This is a genomic window from Pantoea sp. A4, assembly GCF_000295955.2.
GTDB classification, from domain to species: domain Bacteria; phylum Pseudomonadota; class Gammaproteobacteria; order Enterobacterales; family Enterobacteriaceae; genus Pantoea; species Pantoea multigeneris.
On record NZ_ALXE01000029.1, the window covers coordinates 99,526 to 119,927 of the forward strand.

General features: G+C 54.5%; 17 protein-coding genes and 1 riboswitch. Of the genes, 8 read left to right on the plus strand and 9 right to left on the minus strand.

Going from position 1 to position 20,402, the window contains the following annotated elements:
• The first annotated feature begins 92 nt into the window (after positions 1–92).
• Positions 93–866: an AraC family transcriptional regulator gene (locus tag B880_RS0114945; protein WP_017348245.1), complete on the plus strand. Its 774-nt coding sequence runs from the start codon at positions 93–95 to the stop codon at positions 864–866.
• 52 nt (positions 867–918) lie between these two features.
• Here B880_RS0114945 and B880_RS0114950 read toward each other — a convergent pair whose 3' ends face one another.
• The 4 genes from B880_RS0114950 to betI all read right to left on the minus strand — a co-directional run bounded on the left by B880_RS0114950 (position 919) and on the right by betI (position 5,786).
• Positions 919–1,851, minus strand: coding sequence for a nucleoside recognition domain-containing protein (locus B880_RS0114950; protein WP_017348246.1), 933 nt, complete (start codon positions 1,849–1,851; stop codon positions 919–921).
• A 174-nt stretch (positions 1,852–2,025) separates the two neighbouring features.
• The gene (betA, locus tag B880_RS0114955; RefSeq protein WP_017348247.1) at positions 2,026–3,699 is read right to left on the minus strand and encodes a choline dehydrogenase; all 1,674 of its coding nucleotides are present in this window, start codon (positions 3,697–3,699) and stop codon (positions 2,026–2,028) included.
• Between the two features lie 15 nt (positions 3,700–3,714).
• A complete protein-coding gene (gene betB / locus B880_RS0114960; protein ID WP_017348248.1) occupies positions 3,715–5,187 on the minus strand; it encodes a betaine-aldehyde dehydrogenase in 1,473 nt (490 codons plus the stop codon).
• Positions 5,187–5,786, minus strand: a complete 600-nt coding sequence (gene betI, locus B880_RS0114965; RefSeq protein WP_017348249.1) for a transcriptional regulator BetI — start codon at positions 5,784–5,786, stop codon at positions 5,187–5,189. The genes betB and betI overlap by 1 nt, the downstream gene beginning before the upstream one ends.
• Positions 5,787–5,943: 157 nt before the next feature.
• Between betI and B880_RS0114970 the strand changes: the two genes are divergently transcribed.
• From B880_RS0114970 to kup, 7 genes are all read left to right on the plus strand, one after another.
• Entirely contained in the window at positions 5,944–7,506 is a 1,563-nt protein-coding gene (locus B880_RS0114970) for a BCCT family transporter (protein WP_017348250.1), read from the plus strand.
• 142 nt (positions 7,507–7,648) lie between these two features.
• The gene (locus B880_RS0114975; RefSeq protein WP_026042677.1) at positions 7,649–8,383 is read left to right on the plus strand and encodes an amino acid ABC transporter ATP-binding protein; all 735 of its coding nucleotides are present in this window, start codon (positions 7,649–7,651) and stop codon (positions 8,381–8,383) included.
• 17 nt (positions 8,384–8,400) lie between these two features.
• Positions 8,401–9,069 (plus strand): amino acid ABC transporter permease, encoded by a 669-nt coding sequence (locus B880_RS0114980; RefSeq protein ID WP_017348252.1) that lies wholly within the window; start codon positions 8,401–8,403, stop codon positions 9,067–9,069.
• Between the two features lie 16 nt (positions 9,070–9,085).
• Positions 9,086–9,880, plus strand: a complete 795-nt coding sequence (locus B880_RS0114985) for an amino acid ABC transporter substrate-binding protein (protein ID WP_017348253.1) — start codon at positions 9,086–9,088, stop codon at positions 9,878–9,880.
• On the plus strand, positions 9,880–11,187 hold the full coding sequence (locus B880_RS0114990) for an NtaA/DmoA family FMN-dependent monooxygenase (protein WP_017348254.1): 1,308 nt from the start codon (positions 9,880–9,882) through the stop codon (positions 11,185–11,187). Before B880_RS0114985 ends, B880_RS0114990 begins: the two co-directional genes overlap by 1 nt.
• 101 nt (positions 11,188–11,288) lie before the next feature.
• Complete coding sequence (locus B880_RS25095) at positions 11,289–12,470, plus strand: MFS transporter (protein ID WP_017348255.1); 1,182 nt, start codon at positions 11,289–11,291, stop codon at positions 12,468–12,470.
• Between the two features lie 178 nt (positions 12,471–12,648).
• Positions 12,649–14,514 (plus strand): low affinity potassium transporter Kup, encoded by a 1,866-nt coding sequence (gene kup, locus B880_RS0115000; RefSeq protein ID WP_017348256.1) that lies wholly within the window; start codon positions 12,649–12,651, stop codon positions 14,512–14,514.
• Positions 14,515–14,558: 44 nt separating this feature from the next.
• Here the strand turns inward: kup and B880_RS0115005 are convergent, their stop codons facing one another.
• The 5 genes from B880_RS0115005 to fhuE all read right to left on the minus strand — a co-directional run bounded on the left by B880_RS0115005 (position 14,559) and on the right by fhuE (position 20,176).
• Entirely contained in the window at positions 14,559–15,491 is a 933-nt protein-coding gene (locus B880_RS0115005; protein ID WP_017348257.1) for an ABC transporter substrate-binding protein, read from the minus strand.
• A gap of 21 nt (positions 15,492–15,512) precedes the next feature.
• Positions 15,513–16,277 carry an ABC transporter permease gene (locus B880_RS0115010; protein WP_017348258.1) on the minus strand — a complete coding sequence of 255 codons (765 nt, stop codon included), beginning with the start codon at positions 16,275–16,277 and terminating at the stop codon, positions 15,513–15,515.
• Entirely contained in the window at positions 16,277–17,032 is a 756-nt protein-coding gene (locus B880_RS0115015; RefSeq protein ID WP_017348259.1) for an ABC transporter ATP-binding protein, read from the minus strand. The genes B880_RS0115010 and B880_RS0115015 overlap by 1 nt, the downstream gene beginning before the upstream one ends.
• A complete protein-coding gene (tenA, locus tag B880_RS0115020; protein WP_026042679.1) occupies positions 17,029–17,715 on the minus strand; it encodes a thiaminase II in 687 nt (228 codons plus the stop codon). The genes B880_RS0115015 and tenA overlap by 4 nt, the downstream gene beginning before the upstream one ends.
• Positions 17,716–17,778: 63 nt before the next feature.
• A riboswitch (TPP riboswitch) is annotated at positions 17,779–17,881 on the minus strand.
• Positions 17,882–17,974: 93 nt separating this feature from the next.
• Positions 17,975–20,176, minus strand: a complete 2,202-nt coding sequence (gene fhuE / locus B880_RS0115025; RefSeq protein WP_017348261.1) for a ferric-rhodotorulic acid/ferric-coprogen receptor FhuE — start codon at positions 20,174–20,176, stop codon at positions 17,975–17,977.
• Positions 20,177–20,402: the final 226 nt, after the last annotated feature.

Sequence of the window (20,402 nt, forward strand, 5' to 3'; positions counted from 1 at the left end):
CAGGACTTGTCTGACTTAAGCCAAGTCAGGTCAAGCGTGCTGGTGCCAATCGCGCCAGAGAAACCATGTTAAATGTAATTTCAGAATGCGAAATGCCAAACAAGATAGATGACACGCCAAAAGTAAATACCCAGCCCGGTTGGGGATGCCTTGCCCGTACCTATGAGCGCGGAGATATTCGCCTACCGCATTCACATCCGCAGGGGCAGTTACTGTTTGCCATCACCGGTGTGATGTTGGTGGAGTCCGCAAATAAGCGTTGGGTGATCCCCCCGCAGCGCGCGCTGTGGCTGCCTTCCAACGTTGAGCACACCTTTAACGTGTTTTCCCGCACTGAACTGCGAACGGTGTATTTTGAGCCGCCGTTTATTGCGTTGTGCCAGGATTTTAAGGCGCGTGATGAGGTGCATGTTATTGCGGTCACCAATCTGTTTCGTCAACTGATCGCCGGGATGTTTGATCACAGCTATAACGCTGAAAGTCATCGCCTGATGGCAAGCCTGTTGTTGCAGGTCTTGAGTGAAACGGAGATCTTGCCAGCCGCACTGCCGATGCCGCTGGACAGCCGCCTGCATCGTGCTGCACTGGAAATGATGATGCACAATAACTGGCACGCCTCACTCAGCCAACTGGCCGAGCTGGCGACCATGTCAGAACGTACTTTTTCACGACAGTTCGTGAAAGATACCGGCTTTACGCTGCGTGGCTGGAAGCAGTGGGCGCGTATCTATGCCTCGCTGGATCTGCTGGCGAATGGCATTTCACTGAAACAAATCGCCTTTCAACTCGGGTTCTCCTGCCCGGCAGCGTTTACCGCCGCTTTCCGTGAAGTGATGGGCAGTACACCGGGGCAGTTTCAGCAGTGAATGCGTAGCGCTTTCCAGCGCCAGCAACAGCGCATCCAGATCAGGCATACCGTCAGAAAATCCACATGTGCAGCGCGGCGCGCAGTGCGATGCCGACAACTACGCCAGGAATGACAAAGCGAAACAGCCGTACGAAACGCGGCGCGAGGCCGAGGAAAATGCCCACACCGGGCAGGTCAAAGGTCTGGATCAGCAGTCCGGCAGACGCATTGATCTGGTGGACATTCACCATTCCTTTGTGAATTAAATCGCTCAGCACGCCGAAATAGGCCGTTCCCCCGGCAAGACATTTGGTCAGCGCGGGAAGGACAAAGACCGTAGGAATGGTCAGCCAGTTGAGTAACGGTGTCAGCGCGCGCGTTAACGCATCAATCGCACCTGCCTGCGTTAAAATACCGACCACCGTCAGTGACAAAATCAGCATTGGCACTGAGCCTAAAGAGAGGCGAATGGCATCGGCACCTGCGCCATTAATAATCGCGATCAACCCGGTATTACTCTTCTCCTGCATCAGTTCATCTTCATCACGCGCCAGGGTGGCGGATGAGAGCTTTCGCCCCACGACATGCCAGGTGAGGGCGGAAGCACATAAGCCGCCGACGATGGAGATAGCCACCGCCGCGCCCATGTGGAGGCCGTAGGGGATGAGCGGGTAGAACACGTTACCCTGACCCATCGCAAATAACATCGCCAGGGCCGCCGCGATATGGCGATCGGAGATGCCGCGTTTTTCCATTACCGCCAGTGCGGCCAACGGGGCGGCAAAGCTGACAAAGTTCAGTTGAATCAGCGCGAAGATAGCCATGCCGGTGACACCAAACGGACGTAGCAGCGGCGTCATCAGGTGGACGATTCGATCAAGAATGCCGCGATTTTCCAGGTAGCGCATGATAATCAACATGACCACCATGATTGGAATAAGTGTGTAAAGCGCCACATTCACCGAGGCTTTCCCGGCTGACATGATAATACCGATGAGATCCATCTGGTTTCCTGATGCGATAAAGATAAGGGGCTGAATAAGAGGCGTTTATCTTATCATGCTCTGATGTGATACGGATCGCGGAGCAATGCGGCTGCTACAGGTGAAGAAAGTGCGTACTGCTCTTTCGGTGAGAATTAACAGGCAGCCTGCAAACGGGCTGCCTGTTGTCGCGTATTACGCACGTTTTACCGGTGCGCCATTCGCCACATAGTAAGGGACTTCAACGCGCGGTAACGGTGGACGGCCGCGAATCATGTCGGCAATTTTTTCGGCGATCATGATGGTTGGTGCGTTCAGGTTCCCGGTGGTGATTTGCGGCATGATCGAGGCATCGACTACGCGTAATCCCTCCATGCCATGCACTTTACCGTCATTACCTACGACTGCCATTTCGTGATACCCCATCGCATTCGAGCACGAAGGGTGATAGGCCGTTTCTGCATGTTCGCGCACAAAGGCATCTAACTGCTCATCGGTTACGACGTCTGCACCCGGTGAAATCTCCCGCCCACGGAACGGGTCCAGCGCGCGTTGCTGCATAATTTCACGTGTGATGCGGATGGCGGCACGAAATTCGCGCCAGTCCTGCTCGTGTTCCATGTAGTTGAACAGAATGCTCGGGTGCTCATGGGGATCTTTCGAGCGGATTTGCACGCGGCCTCGGCTTGGTGAACGCATCGAGCCCACATGCGCCTGGAAGCTGTGCTCTTTAATCGGGTTGGAGCCGTTGTAGTTAATCGCCACCGGCAGGAAGTGGTACTGGATATTTGGCCACTCAAACTCTTCATCCGAGCGAATAAAGCCGCCAGCCTCAAACTGATTACTGGCCCCGATCCCACTGCCGTTAAACAACCATTCCGCCCCGATCGCCGGTTGATTGTGTAGCTTCAATGCCGGTGACAGGGAAACAGGCTGTTTGCACTCGTATTGCAGGTACATCTCCAGGTGGTCTTGCAGATTGGCCCCGACACCGGGCAAATCATGCACGACATCAATGTTCAGGCTGCGCAGCAGTTCTGCCGGGCCTACGCCGGAGCGTTGCAGAATTTGTGGCGAGGCGATAGCACCGCCACACAGCAAGACTTCACGGCGCGCCCGCGCCTGATGCTTTGTCTCTTCGTGCAGCCAGAGCACGCCAGTGGCGCGTTTGTTATCAAACAAGATACGGTCAGTCAGCGCATTGACTTCAATGGTCAGGTTAGGGCGCGATCGTGCCTGGTCGAGATAACCGCGTGCGGTGCTGGCCCGGCGACCCTGTGGCGTCACCGTCCGGTCCATCGGCCCAAAGCCTTCCTGTTGATAGCCATTCAGGTCATCCGTACGAGGATAGCCCGCCTGTACACCGGCTTCGATCATGGCGTTGAACAGGACGTTTTTGCTGGCTTTAGGGGTTGTGACGCTCACCGGGCCGCTTTCACCGTGGTAATCATTGCCGCCAATATCACGGCGTTCTGCCGCTTTGAAGTAGGGCAGACAGTCGAGGTAGCTCCAGTTTTCCAGCCCAGGCTGGCGCGCCCAGTTATCGTAATCCAGCGCGTTCCCACGGATATAACACATGCCGTTGATCAACGAAGATCCACCCAGCCCTTTGCCACGACCACACTCCATGCGACGGTTGTTCATATGGGGTTCAGGATCGGTCAGGTAGGCCCAGTTATAGCGGCGGCCCTGAAGTGGGTAAGCCAGCGCGGCGGGCATTTGGGTGCGGAAATCAAGGCGATGATCCGGGCCTCCGGCCTCCAGTAACAGCACCGACACAGACGGATCTTCAGTCAGGCGCGTTGCCAGGACGTTGCCAGCAGAACCGGCACCGATGATGATGTAGTCATATTCCCTGATGGTGGTCATTGCAGTCTCCTTGGATTAAAACACTGAGCTGAAGGGCGCGAGTTCGACCTGAACTGACTTGATACGCGTGTAGTGTGCCAGGGTGGAAATGCCGTTTTCACGCCCGACCCCCGACTGTTTGTAACCGCCTACCGGCATCTGCGCCGGAGATTCTCCCCAACTGTTGATCCAGCAAATACCGGCTTCAATCTGGTGGATGATGCGATGGGCACTGGCCAGGTTTTGCGTAACAACGCCAGCGGCAAGACCAAAGTGGGTTGCGTTGGCACGACGAATAACTTCCTCTTCGTCATCCCAGGTAAGAATGCTCATCACCGGGCCAAAAATTTCATCCTGCACAATACGCTGGTGGTCAGTACAGTCGGTGAAGATGGTGGGTTGGACAAAGGCACCGTTGGCGAACTCACCACGGGTTTCACGCTGGCCGCCGGTCAGCAGGGTTGCGCCTTCCTGTTTACCCAGTTCAATGTAGTGCAGCACTTTTTCCATGTGTGAGAAGCTGACCAGAGGACCAAAGTTGGTTGCGGGATCGGTCGGCATGCCCAGACGAATGCGCTGAGCACGTACCAACAACGCCTGCTCAAAGGCCGCTTTCTGCGAACGATGAATAAATACCCGGGTGCCGTTGGTGCAGACCTGGCCGGAACTGTAGAAGTTAGCCATCATGGCAATATCTGCAGCCTGTTCGATATCCGCATCTGGCAGAATAATCAGCGGTGATTTTCCGCCCAGCTCCATGGTCACCTCTTTCAGGCTCGACGCCGCTGCGCTGGCCATCACTTTTTTGCCGGTTTCCACCCCGCCCGTGAAGGAGATTTTTTCAATTTTAGGATGCTCAGTCAGCCATTGTCCGACTTGTGCGCCTACGCCCTGTAGCACGTTAAACACGCCATCAGGCAAGCCCGCTTCGCTGTAGATTTGCGCCAGCTTCAGGGCCGTCAGTGGGGTGACTTCACTAGGTTTGAAAATCATGGCATTACCGGCGGCCAGCGCCGGAGCGGACTTCCACAAGGCGATTTGAATCGGATAGTTCCAGGCACCAATCCCGGCCGTGACGCCCAACGGTTCACGGCGCGTGTAGAAAAAGCTGCTGTCACGCAGCGGATACTGTTGCCCTTCAATCGCCGTTGCCAGGCCGGCGTAATACTCCAGCACGTCTGCGCCGGTCACGATATCCACGGCCTGGGTTTCTGACAGCGGTTTGCCGGTGTCCAGCGTTTCCAGCGCGGCGAGTTCATCGTTGCGTTCGCGCAGCAGTTCTACGGCACGCAACAGGATGCGGGCACGTTCAGTGGCTGTCATCGCGGCCCAGATGCGTTGGCCTCGGATTGCGCTCTCCACTGCACGCTCAACATCCGCCTCGCTAGCTGCCTGTACGTCTGCCAGCAATTCGCCATTGGCAGGGTTGAAGGTCTGGAATGTTTGATTCCCGGTGGCATCGCATAACCGGCCATCAATATAGAGTTGTTGCAGGGGAAACTTTGCCATTAGTGTGCTTTCTCCACAGAGTGAGTTGAAAGTTTTTGCGTGACATAGTCACGCGCAATTAAGCGGGCTTTTTCTACATCAAACTGATTACCTGTCAGGCTGCCACGCAGCCACAGGCCATCGATCATCGCTGCCAGGCCGCGTGCGGCAGATCGGGCGTGTTGCTGGGGGAACACGCGAGCAAACTGATAACAGATATTCGAGAACAGACGATGATCGTTGATGTGCTGCAAGCGACGCAGGTCGTCGCAGTGCATGCTGGCGGCCCAGAAATCGAGCCAGACCCGCATTGAGGTTTCATTGGTCTGGCTGGGATCGAAGTTGCCATCAATGATGGCGTACAGCTGCGACTGCGGATCGCCTTCTGCCTGCTGGCGACATTCCGCCACCGCGAGCTGCAAATCCCGCAGGATTGTGCGCATGGTGGCGTGGAGCAGGCCGTGCTTATCACCGAAGTAGTGGCTGACCAGACCCGTGGACATGCCTGCCAGCTTAGCCACTTGTGACATCGTGACGCCTGCCAGGCCGACATTACGTATTGCTTCAAAGGCAGCTTCAATCAGCTGCTGTTTGCGCTGTTCTGGAATTTCTTTGCGCACCGGGTTCTCTCCGTAGGGTTCAGGCTTTTATTTTATTCATTGATTGAATGATCAATCAATAGCGAATATGCTGCAAAAGTGTCATATAAATGTCGCCAGTTGTCATATTCGATGTAGCAAGAGCGGCTCTTACCACTCAGAACTCGGAACCTTCAACATGACAGTGATAAGTCAACAAACTGAAGAAACTCAACCACCTATACGTGTAAATCTCCCTGTTTTTATTGGCTCAGCCAGCGTTATTCTGCTGCTCAGCCTCCTGATTGTTCTTTATCCCCAGGCAAGCCAGGCATGGCTAAATAAAGCCCAGCTTTGGGTGTCAGATGTGTTTGGCTGGTACTACATGCTGCTGATGGTGGTGTGTATGGTGTTTGTCTTTTGGTTAGCATTGTCGCGTTTCGGCCATCTCAGGCTTGGACGCGAAGATGAAAAACCTGAGTTTAGCTATGTTTCCTGGGTTGCGATGTTGTTCTCTGCCGGTATCGGTATTGCGCTGGTTTACTATGGCGCTTACGAACCGCTGGATCACTTCCTCGAACCGCCTGAAGGCCAGGGAGGCACGGTTGCCGCGGCCCGACAGGCGATGGCGATTACCTTCCTCCATTGGGGGTTACACGGCTGGGCGCTGTATGCGCTGATTGCGACGGCGCTGGCCTGGTTTGCTTATCGACGTGAGCAACCGCTGGCACTGCGTTCGGCGCTCTATCCGCTGTTTGGCCACCGTATTCATGGCTGGCCTGGGCATCTGGTAGACAGCTTTGGCATTCTGGTCACGGTGATTTCGATGGTGACCAACCTTGGTATCGGGGCGCTGTTGGTGAATTCCGGGCTCAATTATCTGTTCCACATCCCGCAGAATACCCAGGTGTTGTTGATTTTAATTGTGGTGATGATGGCGGTAGCGACGCTGGCGGCTGTGTCCGGCGTCGAGAAAGGGATTGCCATGCTCTCTAACCTCAATGTGGTGTTCCTCTGCTTGCTGCTGTTCTTCATCTTTGTGACCGGACCGACGCTCACCTTGCTAAACGGGCTGTTACAAAATACCGGTGACTACCTGACATCACTGGTAAACCGCAGTTTTGATGTCTATCTGTACGGTAAAGCGAAGGCGTGGCAGGGCGCATGGACCCTGTTTTACTGGGCCTGGTGGATTGCCTGGGCACCGTTTGTCGGTTTGTTCATTGCGCGTATTTCCAAAGGCCGTACCATTCGTGAGCTGATCTTTGGCGTACTGTTGATCCCGCTGGGTTTCACCCTGGCCTGGCTGTCGTTGTTTGGGAATACGGCGATTAATCTGGTGCTTGAAGGCGGTCAACATCTGCTGGGGCAGATTGCCATTAGCGATCCCCCGATGGCGCTATTTAAATTGTTTGAATACCTGCCCTGGACCACGGCGATTGCTGGCTTCACCGTGGTAATCAGTTTTGTTTTGTTCCTGACCCCGGTGGATTCTGGCACGCTGATGATTGCGAACCTTTCCAGCGTCGGCGGGACAGCCAGTGATGATGCCCCCGCATGGCTACGCATTTTCTGGGCGGTGGTGACCACGCTGGTGTGTGCTGGTCTGTTATCCGCGGGCAGCTTCAGCGCGATGCAAACGGCGGTGGTACTCTGTGGCCTGCCGTTTTCCGTGGTGATACTGCTTTATATGGTGAGCCTCTACCGCGATCTCCGTCAGGTGGAAATGACTCTCAGCGTGGCCATTCCACGGACTGAGTAATTACATGGGCCAGGCAATGACGACTGCCTGGCCCTGCTACATTGTGTTTCCCTGCATAACCTTTCCCTGTTAAAGCATTTTGTTTGCCCCGGTTGAATTATGATAATCACTCCCGTGTGGTTAATGGCCATTTGGGGAAATGATGATAAGTGTTCAGGGAATAAATAAAAGATTTCATACCTTTCAGGCGCTCGCTGATATTAATTTCTCTGTGGCACCGCAGGAAGTGGTCTCAATTATCGGCCCTTCAGGATCGGGAAAGTCGACGCTGCTGCGATCGCTTAATTTACTGGTCAAGCCAGACAGTGGGAAAATGACGATTGCTGACATTAACGTCGATATGGCGAAAATAAGCCATCAAGAGATCAATCAAATCCGACAAAAAACGTCAATGGTGTTTCAGCATTATAATTTATTTCGCAACAAAACGGCGTTGGAAAATATTACAGAAGTGCTGCGATATGGCAAAAAACTCAGTGCCAGGGTGGCGCGGGAACAGGGATTACATTATCTCAACACGGTGGGACTCAGTAGTAAAGCGGATGCCTATCCAGCAACCTTGTCTGGCGGACAGCAGCAGCGGGTAGGTATTGCTCGTGCGCTAAGCCTACAGCCTGAAGTCATTCTGATGGATGAGCCGACTTCATCTCTCGATCCTGAAATGCGGCGCGGCGTGCTGCGGCTGATTTCTGACATCGCCCAGCAGAAACTGACAATGGTGATTGTGACGCATGAAATGAGCTTTGCCCGAGAAATCTCCGACCGCCTGTTTTTCATGGAACAGGGGAAAATTACCGCACAGGGCAACCCTGAACAATTTTTTAATCATGAAGCAAACAGCCGTATTGGTGCCTTTGTCAATGATTACGAAATTTAAATTTGAGATGAAGAACGATGAATTTTGATTTGATTTACATGTTTAAGGTGATTCCGGTTATTTTGGCTTATCTCCCGGTCACCCTGGTGATTTCTGTGGCTGCGATGGTGATATCCACCCTGATTGGTGTGTTTATGGCGGTATTATTACGCCGTGGCAGGGTGCTTAAATCTTTAGCTGCGATATATATCTCCTTCTTTCGCGGTACACCGGTACTGGTGCAATTACTGATTATCTATTTTGGTTTACCACAGTTATTCCCGGTGCTGAACGCGATGGGGGCGATTTATGCGGTGATTATCGGCCTGGCGTTAAATACATCGGCTTATCTGGCAGAGATTTTTCGCGCGGGGATCGACTCGGTGGATAAAGGGCAAACCGAGGCGGCGCTGGCGAGCGGCCTCAGCCTGCCGGTGGCCTGCTGGCGCATTCTGTTGCCGCAGGTCTGTCGTAATGCCATTCCCGCGACCGGCAATGTTTACATTGGTCTGATCAAGAACTCATCGCTGGCGTTTACCCTGGGCGTCACCGAGTTGCTTTCGGCGGGCAAACTGGCGGCAACCGAATCGCTGAAATTTTTTGAAGCTTACGCTGCGGTCGCGCTGGTGTACTGGGCGCTGACCATTCTGCTGGGAGAAGGGCAGCGGCGCTTAGAGAAGTATGTCGGTAAACCTTATAACAACTGAAACAGGAGTTTTACCCATGAAGCTGTTGCATACCGGGGTTATTTTGTTGGCGGGTCTGATACTGAGCGGTTGTGATAAAACCGACACGGCGGCCTCTGGTCAGGAGGTGATTCGCGTTGGCGCGACGCCGGAAGGCTATCCCCATAACTTTCTCGATCACGGCCAGCTTAAAGGCTTTAGCGTTGACATCATCACGGCGATTGCCCAAAAAGCCAACCTGAAAATTGAATGGGTGATGTCTGACTGGGTCGGGGTGCTGGGATCGCTACAAACCGGCAAGATTGATACGGTGGGCAACTTTGCCGATACGCCGGAACGGCGCAAACAGTATGATTTCACCACGCCTTACTACTATTCCGCTGCCCAGCTTGCCGTCAGTAAAGATAATTACAACATACACGGATTGGCGGATATGAAAGGCAAAACCGTAGCTGCGGAGCTGGGTTCGAATTACGCCAACGTATTAAAGGAGTTTGACCCGCAAAATCAGATCAAACTGGTGACTTTTGAAGGGATGGATGTGGTCGCCAATGCGGTGGCGCAGGGCAAAGTGGATGCCTTTGTCTCCGGGCAGGTGATTTTGCTTGGCCAAATCAAACAGAAAGGGCTGCCATTGAAGGTCGTTGGTGAGCCATTTGGGGTGAAACCTGCTGCATTACCGTTCCGCAAAGATGCGCGCGGTGAGGAGCTGCGTAAAAAGGTAGATCAGGCCATTCAGCAACTGCGCGCCGACGGCACCTTAAAGAAAATTTCCGAGAAATGGTTTGATACTGATTTGAGCCAACCACCCGCTAGCCATCAGGGAGCTTGATGATGTCCTTACACCTGGCGCTATTTCTTGAAACTACGGGGTGTCACTACGCGGGCTGGCGCATGCCAGGTTTGCCTGAGGTGCCTCATCCTGCTGACTTCCGCCTGCTAAAAAGTCTGGCGCAGCAGGCAGAGGCTGCTAAATTCGATCTGGTGTTCATGGCCGATAAGCTCTCGGTGGATGACATCTATGCTGACCACTTTGCCGATGCGGTACAGCATCGTGTCACCGAACGGCCCGATCCCTTTTCAGTGCTCTCGGCGCTGGCAGCGGTAACCGACCGGATTGGTCTGGCAGGCACCATTTCCAGTTCATTTGCCAGCCCTTTTGCTACTGCACGCACGCTGGCAACGCTGGATCATATCAGTGCCGGCCGGGCCGGGTGGAATGTCGTCACCTCCACCAGTGCCGCAGAGGCGCGCAATTTTGGTCAGAAACTGCTTAGCCACGACCAGCGCTACCTGAAAGCGGAAGCTTTTATTCAGGCAGTTACGCAACTTTGGGATGGCTGGCAGGATGATGCGATAAAAGGTGACCGTGAACAGGGGGTGTATGCGGATGGCAGAAAAATCCGTTATGCCGATATCGATAATCAGTGGTTCCAGGTTAAAGGCCCGCTGAATCTCTCCCGGCCACCGCAGGGGCATCCGGTCACGATTCAGGCGGGAGGTTCCACTGCGTTCACTGAACTGGCTGCGCGACATGCCGACGTTATTTTTGCCGCCGAGAAAGCCGATCTTGCCAGTGCCAAAAGTTATTACGCCAACCTTAAAGCGCTGGTTGAACGGCAAGGGCGGCAAGCAGACAGCCTGAAGGTGTTGCCAGGATTACAACCGATTATTGCTGCGACACAAAAAGAGGCGGATGAGCTGTTAGAAGCGCTAACGCAGTTGCATCATCCGCTGGCAACGTTAACACACCTTTCGAACACCATGGATTACGACTGGTCGCAGCACGCGCTGGATGAACCCGTGCCAGATATTGCAGCCCAGTTGGGCCGTCGTGAGCGTTTCTCACCGATGTTAAATCACGCCAGAGCTGAGAATATGACGCTGCGCCAGTTTACTAAATGGGTGGCGCGCAGTGGTTTCATTGTGGCAGGCACCGCCGAGTCGATAGCAGCCCGCATTGCTCTCTGGTATCAGGAACGGGCCGTGGATGGTTTTGTCATCATGCCGCCCTATGTGCCCGGCGCGTCAGACGCCTTTTTCAAGCAAGTCGTACCGCTGTTGCAGGAGCGTGGCATTTTCCGTACTGAGTATCAACATGCGACCTTGCGCGGGCATCTTGGCCTCCCGGCAGTGTGATTGCCTTGAGCGACATAGGGAATTTGTCGCTACAATGACTCACTATCACAAAATCTTATGCATATTGTTTGGGTTTTGTCGTTGAGGACGCTGGAGAGAGCATGTCGGTTTCGTTATGGCGGCAAAAAGCCGCGCTGTATGGATTAATGTTTTTGCCCGGATTTAGCTGGGCGAGTTGGGTAACACGAACGCCAGCGATGCGTGACACCTTACACGCATCCACTGAGCTGATGGGTTTGATCCTGTTTGGTTTTTCCTGTGGTTCTCTGTTTGGGGTACTGAGTGCGGGCAAAGTGACCCATCGGTTTGGTATTCGTACCGTGATGGCCGCCGGGTTTATTTTATTGCTGATGGGGTTGCCGGTGCTGGCGGCAGGCCTGGCGTTACAAAGCACCGCGCTGGCGTTTTTGGGGCTGGCGTTGTTTGGCGCAGGCACGGGCTGGATTGATATTTCCATCAATATTGAAGGCGCGGCGTTTGAGCAAAGCAGCGGTCAGACCATTATGACCACGCTGCACGGCTTTTTCAGTTTTGGCACGCTGTGTGGCGCGCTACTTGGCATGGCGATGACAGCGCTGAATATCAGCACCGCACTGCACTTTAGCCTTGTGTTCGTGGTAGCCGTGCTGATGGCGTTGATGATGTGGCGTCAGTTTCCCTGGTCGCAGCCGGTTGAAGATGAACATGCCCAGCAGGAAAATTATCTTACACAGGTGAAAGCACAGCTGCGCGATCGGCGGTTGCTGTTACTGGGCGTGGTGATTCTGGCGATGGCGCTGGCGGAAGGCTCTGCCAACGACTGGATCCCGTTACTGATGATCGATGGTCATAACTTCGGTGCAGCGGCAGGGACATTGATCTATGTGGGTTTCACTGCCGGAATGACAGCCGGACGCTTTTTGGGCGGTTTTCTGGTGGCGCTGTTTGGTCGGGTCTGGATGCTCCGTGCCAGCGCAGCCTCTGCCGCAATCGGACTCGCGCTGGTGATTTTTTCCAGCCACGCATGGCTGGCGGCGGCGGCAGTGTTGTTCTGGGGCATGGGCGCTTCCCTCGGGTTCCCGTTGACCATCTCAGCCGCCGGTGAAGGCAAAAACAGTGCGGTAAGAGTGACGATTGCCGCCACCTTAGGCTATATCGCGTTTCTTGTCGGGCCACCTGCGTTGGGCTTTATTGGTGAACATGCCGGGTTGCGGATGGCGATGCTGCCGGTGTTAATCATGGTGATTCTGGCGCTGTGCTGCTCAACGTCAGCACGGGATGAACAGCAAACACAGAACGCCTGATACGCATAGTTTCCCCCTTTCTACTCGCCAGCAAAGTGCTTGATAAGGACTTTGCTGGCCCCGTCTAATCTTCATACCTGATGCGCAGATGTCAGCTTATACTGACTGAACAGGTGGCAAGGTTCTCACCTGTCTGGATTTTTGGCTGCTCAACAACTGACGGGAATCATCACTTTTTATGACCGCAAATAAACAGCCTCTTCCTGCTGCGATGCTGGCAGCGGCAGGCATTGTGTTTGGTGATATCGGCACTAGTCCGCTTTACACCCTTAAGGAATGCCTGTCGATCTTACCAAATGGGCACATTTCCCCGACCGCCATTATGGGTTTTCTCTCGCTGATTTTCTGGGGATTAACGCTGATCGTCACGCTTAAATATGTCTGCTTTGTGATGCGAGCGGATCATGATGGCGAAGGGGGCATTTTGACCCTGATGTCCTTAGCCAGGCAGCATGTATCGGCGCGTGCCAGCCAAATCATCGTCTTAATGGGCCTGATTGGCAGTGCTTTCTTTTATGGTGATGGGGTCATTACGCCGGCCATTTCGGTGCTCTCAGCCATAGAAGGGATCGAGGTGGTGGCCCCCAGTCTGTCACATATTATTGTCCCGCTGTCTCTGCTGATTCTGGTCGGGCTGTTTATGATTCAAAAACACGGCACAGAAAAAGTGAGCCGGATCTTTGGCCCGATTATGCTGGTATGGTTCATCACCCTGGCGCTGCTTGGCGTGCGGGGCATTATGATGAATCCGACCGTGCTGTTGTCGATCAACCCGGCCTATGCGCTGGAATTCTTATTCAGCCATAAAGCCTTGTCATTTGCGGCGTTGGGCATGGTTGTGCTGGCGGTGACCGGGGCGGAAGCCCTGTATGCCGATATGGGCCATTTGGGAAAAAAACCGATACGTCTGGCGTGGATAGTGCTGGTGATGCCAGCGCTGGTGATTAACTACTTTGGGCAGGGCGCACTGGTATTGGCGCAACCTGAAGCAGTACAAAACCCGTTCTATATCCTGGCCCCGGGTTGGGGGCAAATCCCCCTGATTGTGCTGGCGACGCTGGCGACAGTGATTGCGGCTCAGTCGGTGATCAGTGGCGTCTATACGCTGACACATCAGGCGATTCGCCAGGGCTTTTTACCGCCGGTACGCATTATCTATACTTCGTCTACCGAATCCGGGCAGATCTATATTCCGGTGGTGAACTGGCTGTTGTTTGTTGCCGTGGCGGTTATCGTGTTGGCATTCCGCCAGTCTTCCGCGCTCTCATCGGCCTATGGCATCGTTGTTACCGGTACGATGGTGTTGACCGCGTGCCTGGTGTGCATTGTGGCCTTTAAAAACTGGCACTGGCCTTTGCCTGCGGTGCTGGTTTGCCTCGCTGTGATGCTGTTGGTGGATGTTACGCTGTTTAGCGCCAATCTGATGAAACTGCTCTCCGGCGGCTGGGTGCCGGTGTTGCTGGCGTTTACCATGTTACTGTTTATGTGGATCTGGAGCAGTGAGCGTATCCGCCTGATCCGCCGTCTTGACAATGACCCCGTAGGCTTAAAAGCGATGATTCAGTCGCTGGAAGCCAATCCGCCTCAGCGTGTAGCAGGCACCGCCATCTTCCTGGCGCGTAAAGAGTACGAAATCCCGCAGGCGCTTCTGCATAACCTGAAACACAACCGGGTGTTACATGCGCGTACCGTGCTGTTGCACATCCGCACCGTTGATACGCCACGCGTATACAATCAGCAGCGCCTGAGCATGCAGCAACTTTCACCCACTTTCTGGCAGGTGACGGCGGCTTACGGTTGGCATGAAGTTCCCTCAATGCAGGAGATTCTGCATTTATGCGGCATGGAAGGCTTTGGCTGTTCAGTTAACGAAGCCTCATTCTTTACTTCCCATGACACGCTGGTGATGAAAAAGCGCAAGGGGCTGGCGCGAATCAAAGGCGGGATCTTCCATTTCTTCCAGCGGAATGCTTTGCGGGTTCACGAGCAGTTCCGCATCCCGCCCAACCGGGTGATTGAGTTGGGTGGACAGAAGGAGTTTTAACCTGGAGCGGCAGGAAACGCGACGGCGTTTCCTGCACGGAGGCCTTACTCAGGATCGACGGCGTAGCTGTCAACCGGCGTGATTTTTTTGATCAGCTTGTTATCAAACAGGAATTTTTCGTACGCGTCGTAGCGGGCTTTGTCCAGCTTCGCCGGGTTGCGTGCGAACAGAGGCAGTGATGCCATCCATGCCTGATGATTGAAGTCGGTATTCAGCTCCGGGTGCGCGGCGGCAAATGCTTTCCAGCTCTCTTCCGGATGCGCGTGCAGGTAGTCACTGCCTTTTTTCAGCGCGTCGAGGAATTTCTTAATCCGTGGGTCGTTCACTTCGTCGCGGTTAGCAACGATGATCAGCTCATCGTAAGCAGGTACGCCATAATCTTCCACGTTGAACACCACCGGGTTTGCCCCCTGCATTTTCATCTCCAGCGCTTCAATATTGCGATAACCGCCAATCACGGCATCGACTTTGTGCGTCAACAGGGCGCTGGTGAGCTGGAAGTTAACATTGACCAGTTTGACCTCTTTGCCACTGACGCCGTCGTGGGCCAGCATGGTGTTCAGCGTGGCCTGTTCAATCCCGCTGACGGAGAAACCGATGGTCTTACCTTTCAGTTCCGCCGGAGATTTAACTTTAGGATCGAGGGTAATGACCGTGTTCAGCGGCGTGTTGATTAACGTGCCCACGCGCACCAGCGGCAAACCTTCATCGGCGAAGAAGTGCAACTGCGGCTGGTAGGTGATGGCTAAATCAGCCTGTTTCGCTGCTACCAGACGCGGCGGCAGTGAAGGATCGGAAGGTGGAACGATTTTCACGTCCAGCCCTTCTGCTTTGAAGGCGCCGATCTGCTCTGCCACCATAATCGGCGCGTGATCCGGGTTAACATACCAGTCGAGCATCAGTGTCAGTTTTTCCGCCGCATGCGCCTGACTAACACAGGCGGTTAACAGTAGGGCGGTCGCCGTTTTCTTAAACATGGTCTTTCCTTGGTAAAATTTTTAATGTGTATCCGGTGCCCAGCTAATCAGGCGGCGGAGTAGGGTATCGATCGCCACCCACAGCGCGATGGTCATCAAAATCAAAATAAACAGCGCAGCAAAGCATAAGTCGCTCTGCATTCGGGCGTTGGCGTTCATCATGACGTAGCCCAGCCCTTCGGCTGACCCTACCCATTCGCCAATGATCGCTCCAATAGGTGCCACGGCCGCCGCCATGCGAAGTCCGGTGCCGAAGGCAGGCAAGGCGGCCATCAGCCGCACATGGCGCAGCTGTGCCCAGCCTGAAGCGCGCATGGTGCGAGCCAGATCAAGGTAGTCATTGCTGACGCGGCGCAGGCCGTCATAGAAAGCGGAGGTGACAGGAAAGAAAATCACCAGTACGGCCATAACTACCTTGGCGCTCATGCCAAAACCAAACCACAACACCAGCAGCGGCGCTAAGGCGAAAACCGGAATGGCCTGACTGGTGAGCACCATGGGCATCACCCAGCGCTGCAAGCGCGGTGAAAACACCATACACAGTGCCAGCACACTGCCCAGCAACACACCGCATACCAGCCCGCTGAGAATTTCCATCGCAGTGACCAGCGTATGGTCGGCCAGATAATCCCGGTTCTGCCACAAGGCTTCGACCACGGCGGCAGGATTGGGCAACAGAAAACGAGGAACGCCGCTCATCGTGACCAGCGTCCACAGCAGCAGCAAACCCGCAAAGACCACAGCCCCGCGCCAGAGGCGGTTCAGGCGAGAATCGGTTCTCTCCATTATTCGGCTCCTCGCAGAAGTTGTTGAGCTAACGCCCCCTGGCTGCGGAGCAGTTCAGGATCATCTAACGCGCGCGGCGGGGTTCCTGCCAGCGTGTGCGAGGTGTCCAGTCCGGCAGGATGCGGCGACAGCACCATCAGTTGGTGCGCCAGACGACAGGCTTCCACCGGATCGTGAGTGATAAGCAGCACGGTGTGATCCTGTAGCAGTTCAGCGGCCAGATTCTGGACTCGCGCGCGGGTTATCGCATCAAGGGCGGAGAAGGGCTCATCCATCAGGACAATGGGCTGACGTTCATACAGGGTACGGGCAATCGCAGCCCGCTGGCGCATCCCTCCCGAAAGCGTGTCCGGACGTGCATCACGCTGATCCTGCAAACCGACGCGTTCGAGCAGATGCAAAGCCCAATCGTGGTCCGGTTGCTCGCCACGCAGGCGCGCACCGAGCATCACGTTTTGTTGCACGCTAAGCCACGGGTAGAGCAGATCCTTTTGGCCCATCCACGCAATTCTGCCGCTGATGGGTAGCCCATCGCTGCCCATGACACTGCCGGACGTGGCTTGTGCCAGTCCGGCGATGATCCTGAGCAGGCTGGTTTTTCCCGCCCCGCTGGCCCCCAGCAGGGCGACGATTTGCCCGCTGGCAATATCGACACTCAACCGTTCGAAAATGGTGCGCTGACCGAAGCGTAAACAGAGATCGCGCACGGCGATACCCGGTGGCACCTGGGTGCGATTAAACGGTGGATTTCTCATTGCGCCGGTGCATCCAACCCCATTTGCCAGAAAGCGGCTTCAAGCCGGGTTGCGGTGTTAAAAATGGTGTTAAGTTCGGCCAGACGGCTCTCTCCACCGCGCTGATGAGCCACTTTCTCCAGCAGATCAAGGGATGACTGCACGCCACGCAGATAAGCCTGATCGCCGTAGTTACGGATCCAGTCAGCATACGGATTGCCTTCCAGCACCGTATTGGGATCATTGAGCAGGCGTAAGCCGATTTCGGCATAACCGGCAACACATGGCATCAATGCTGCGAGCAGATCCAGTGCATCACCACGATGACCAATATCCAGCACATAGCGGGTGTAGTTCATGGTTTCAGCCGCTTCCGTCACCTGTTCCATCTCGCTTTCATTCAGCCCCCATTGCTGGCAATAGGCCACGTGCAGCGGCAGTTCATTCACGATGGCATTGAGGGAAGTTGTCGCCGCACGCATTTCCGGCAAGGTAGAGAATTTACTGACCAGCAGCGCATAAGCGCGTGCAAAGTGGATCAGGAACAGATAGTCCTGGGTCAGATAGTGGCGGAAAGCATGATGTGGCAGGGTGCCTGCACCCAGTTGCTGGACGAAATCATGACAGACATAGGATTGCCAGACGGAGCCAGCATTGCGGCGTAACTGACCATACAGGCCAGCATCAAACTGAGGAAGAAACATTGGACCTCCATTCGCTTTCAGGAGATCCGGGCATCCGGAGGTAAGAACAGGCAGTTGCACGTAGCAGGATTGCCGACCCGTCCCTTCGCTGGCATGACCCAGATCAGGTTCAAAGGGTTCGGTTTGCACCATCTCAGCCCATCACTGGACACCCCTCGGAGAGGCATTTTTTATACGTGATTCAGCGGGCGATTACAATCACCGACAAGAGAAAAGCCGGGATTGAAAACCCCCGCAAAAAGCGGGGGTTTGAGCGGCATCAGAAGTGATAAGAGAGGCTGACGGAGTAGTTAAACGGCTGACCGTAGACCAGGTCATCATCCATGGAGGTGTAGTAACCACGGTCAAACAGGTTTTGCAGGTTGGCCTGCACGGAAAGCTGTTTCGTCACGTCATAGCGTGCAAACAGATTAACCAGCGGGTAGCTGCCCTGATAGTAACGTTTGGTTGAGCCATCAACATAGGTCGCATCTTTATACACGCGGTTTTGCCAGTTTACGCCCCCGCCGACGGTAAGTTCCGGCAGCATTGGCAGGTTATAACTGGTGAACAGCTTGATCTCCGTTTCCGGCATATCACTGTTCAGGCGTGCGCCGGTATTGTCACGCGCCACGTAACGGCTGATGCCAAACGTCATTTTCAGGTTGTCAGTGACGGCACCATTCAGTTCAAACTCGGCCCCTTTACTGACGGTGCCGTTGGCGGTGGCATAGGCCTGTTCGCTGGAGTTATTGACGAACACACCATCCAGCGCCTGCGCGACGTTGCTTTGTTCCAGACGGAATACTGCCAGCGTCGCGGTAAGTTTTCCGTTGTACCAGTCTGATTTCAGGCCGGTTTCATAGTTCTTCCCGGTAACCGGTGAAAGATAATGGCCGTTGGCATCACGATAGGTTTGCGGCTGGAAGATGGAGGTATAGCTGGCATAGGCGGACCAGGTGTCATTAATGTCATACACCAGGCCACCATACGGCGTGGTGTTATATTTGGTGACGTTACCGCTGCTGCCGTGGGTGCTCCATTGGGTGTAGCGCGCGCCAATGATCAACGAGAGCGGATCGGCCAGGGAGAAGCGGGCGGCGGTGTACATGGATTTCTGTCGCACGATATCGTCAGAGTCCAGATACCAGTCGCCCCATGACGGCTCTGCCACGTCACCGTTCCAGTTGTTGATGTCTGGCATGGTGGTATCACCAAAGTCACCATCAGAACTGTAATAGCGGTTGTGCTGGCGGCTGAAGCTGAGTCCTGCCAGCAGTTGATGCTGGCGACCAAACAGCTCAATCGGGCCACTGGTAAAGGTATCCACAGAATCCAGATTACGTTTGCCCTGATCCTTACTGCCAAAGGCGGATAAACCAAGACCGGTTTGCGCATCAGCAAAATCTTCAAGGTAGATCAGCTTGTCATTCACGGTCGCCTGGGCATGGGTGGCATTGAGACGGAATACCCAGCCGTTGTCGAATTTCTGGTCGAGGTTAACAAAGACCTTGTGTGAGCTGAGGTCGTAATGTGTCCAGTCCGCTGAAGGGTTGGTGCTGCGGGCAAAGTGGGTTGGTGCGCCGTTGCTGTACCAAATAGGCAGCCCGCCCCAGGTTGGGTTCGCGGTCTGGCTCTCCTGGAAGTCATAGCCCAATGAGAGCGTTGTGCTGTCGGTGAGGTCCGCATCGACCACGCCATACAGGAACTCTTTGCGCTTGTGGTAGCGGTCTAACCAACTGTCCTGATCCTGATAACCCGCCACTACGCGGCCACGCACCGAACCCGTGCTGTTGAGGGGACCAGACAGGTCGGCGACATAGCGTTGATTGTTCCAGCTACCATAACTGGCATAGAGATCGCCAGTGAAGGTTTTGCTATCGGCACGTTTGCGCACCATATTCACCGACGCGCCCGGACTGCCCGATCCGCTCATCAGGCCATTGGCACCTCGTACGATCTCAATTTTGTCATAGATAGCCGAGTCTTCTGCGGCGTCGCCGAGGTTCCAGGTATCACTGACCGAGGTTGGGATATCGTCGTAGCTGTAGCTGGTTATTTCATAGCCGCGAGAGTAGTAGCTCGATCGCTCACTGTCATACAGGCTGGCCGAGATCCCGGTGGTATTCGTAAGAACATCGCCAACCGTCTGCAACTGCTGATCTTTCATGCGCTGCTGTGTCACGACCGTCACAGATTGCGGTACATCACGCGGTGCCAGTAGCAGCTTTGTGCCCGCACGCGTGACCTGCTCGGTGTAATCCTTTTTATCGCTGTCATCACTGCCCGCGACGCTGGCATCGACCACCAGATCCTGTGAAGTCGCTGCCGTTGTGGTGGTGGTTGCTGTGCTGCTTGCTGCCAATGCTGCCAGCGGATTGAACAGCGCATTGACAGAAAGGGCTAATAAAGACCATTTAAAGCTTGTTTTGACACCGGCGGTTTGCAGACCGGTGCCGGTTTCCCTGCTTTTGAAAGACATATTCACTTCCCTAAAAGGAATGTAGGTTTTATGGCGTGATGCCGACCAGCAGTGGGTTTTCCTGCCAACTGTTGCAGGTTACCCATTACCGGTATCGTTCTCTCATGAGAATCGCAATGATAATAATTAGCCTTTGAGTCGTCGCGACATTACTGCAGGCAAGGTGTAACAAAAATTGACGAAAATGCGCTGGGGGCATGTCGATTTACTTAATGGTTGATAATAC